This is a genomic window from Polynucleobacter sp. 35-46-11 (genome assembly GCF_002281105.1).
The window spans coordinates 1-1659 of the sequence record NZ_NCFJ01000539.1; the positions used below are offsets into that span (position 1 = coordinate 1).

3 protein-coding genes are annotated in these 1659 nt (G+C 42.9%); 2 read left to right on the top strand and 1 reads right to left on the bottom strand.

Features of this window, described 5'->3' with window-relative positions; all coding sequences use genetic code 11:
- Positions 1-2: 2 nt before the first annotated feature.
- Positions 3-683: a metalloregulator ArsR/SmtB family transcription factor gene (locus tag B7Y67_RS17345; RefSeq protein ID WP_293599699.1), complete on the bottom strand. Its 681-nt coding sequence runs from the start codon at positions 681-683 to the stop codon at positions 3-5.
- A 34-nt stretch (positions 684-717) separates the two neighbouring features.
- Here B7Y67_RS17345 and B7Y67_RS17350 point away from each other — a divergent pair, with 34 nt between their 5' ends.
- Both B7Y67_RS17350 and B7Y67_RS17355 read left to right on the top strand, forming a co-directional pair.
- The gene (locus tag B7Y67_RS17350; RefSeq protein ID WP_293599700.1) at positions 718-1143 is read left to right on the top strand and encodes a hypothetical protein; all 426 of its coding nucleotides are present in this window, start codon (positions 718-720) and stop codon (positions 1141-1143) included.
- Entirely contained in the window at positions 1144-1599 is a 456-nt protein-coding gene (locus tag B7Y67_RS17355) for a rhodanese-like domain-containing protein (RefSeq protein ID WP_293599701.1), read from the top strand.
- The last annotated feature ends 60 nt before the right edge of the window (positions 1600-1659 follow it).

Genomic DNA, 1659 nt, shown 5'->3' on the forward strand with positions numbered 1-1659 from the left:
CTTTAATCGGCTTGCTTTGCCAGTTTGACATTCATATTAAGCCAGTTGGGAATGCCATCTTCAGCTCGAACTGCCTTAAAGCCTTTTTCTCGAAGGCGCTTAACGGCTTCATAAGACAATACGCAGTAGGTTCCTCGGCAGTAAGCAACAATGGTTTTGGATTTTGGAAAGTCCCCTAAGCGTTCTTCTAATTCTTCAAGGGTAATATTGATTGCGCCCTCCAAATGAGAGTGAGCAAATTCTTCAGTAGGGCGAACATCTAATAAAGTAATTTCGCCACGCTTAGCCAATTTGAGAACTTGATTAACGGGCATGCCCTCAAGACTATCTCGTGAGCTGAGGTATTTGTCAACTAAGTTGTCAACCTCTTCAATATGGCGTTGCCCTACACCTTGTAGCTTTAAAAACAAATCAATCACATCGGAGTCGGCGATTTCATAAACAATAGACTTACCTTGCCTGCTGGTATTAACCAGACCCACTTGCTTAAGAACTTGTAGGTGCTGAGATACATTGGCAATCGGTAGCTTCACCTTCTTTGCTAGGTCTTCTACTGCCGTGGGGCACTGAATGATCAGTTCTATGAGTTCTAGGCGAACCTCAGAACCGAGGGCTTTCCCCAATTTGGCGAACTGCTCGAAAAGTTTTTGCTTGAAAGTGGCTTTTTGTTTGGGCATAATCATTCAATGATTTTATTGAATATAAGGAGGTGTGTAAATGCTTAAAAGTTTCTTGGTGGCAATTATCTCCTTAATTTCATTAGGCGCTTTGGCTAATAGCCCGATGCCGCAGGTGATCAATGGACAAAAAGCCTTGGTATTCATTAATCAAGACCCCCCGGGAACAAGATGTAATACCAACGTTCAAATTGCGGCAGAAATTGCTAATGCTTATCGATTGCCCATTTTGATTCTTCCTCAAACTGCTGTACCACCTTTAACACCAGCGCCCTCAGTTTGGTACAACGGACAAAATATTGCGGCTTCAGGTGGCGCACACAACGGCATGGTGAGCTATCAAATCATTGCCGATATTCTTGAGCTAGAAGGAACTACTAAGCAGAAGAAGCAAGGCAAGTTGTTTAACGACAGCGTAAGACCTGAGTTCGACAAATTCAAATCAACGATTAAAACTGGACAGTAAATGAGAAAACTATTAATTGCCTTAACACTTTCAACAATCGCCCTAACCCCCGCAATGGCTGATAACAAAGCTATTACCGTAGATGAAATGGCTGGCTATCTTGAGTTTGTAGACTATGGCGGGGGCACTATTTTTGCTGAGCAGATACCCGCTGAAGAATATAAAAAAATGTTTGTGATTGACGCTAGAGATAAAGCTCAGTTTGATAAGAGCCATATTCCGGGGGCAGTTAATATCGAGTGGCGCCAAGTATTGGCACAAAAAGACAAAATTCCTAAAGACAAGCCAGTGCTGATTTACTGTAATACCGGCAGCCTGTCAGCCCAAGCAGGATTTGCTTTAAGAGTTGCTGGTTATGAAAATCTTCGTATTCTTCAAGGTGGCTATGAAGAGTGGAAGACTAAGGGCGGTATGAATGCCTATAAGAAGGCTGTAAACAAGCAGCCTAAACACTAGCCATATCATGGACAACAAAGCGCATTGGGAACAAGTCTATGGCTCTAAAGCGCCAGATGC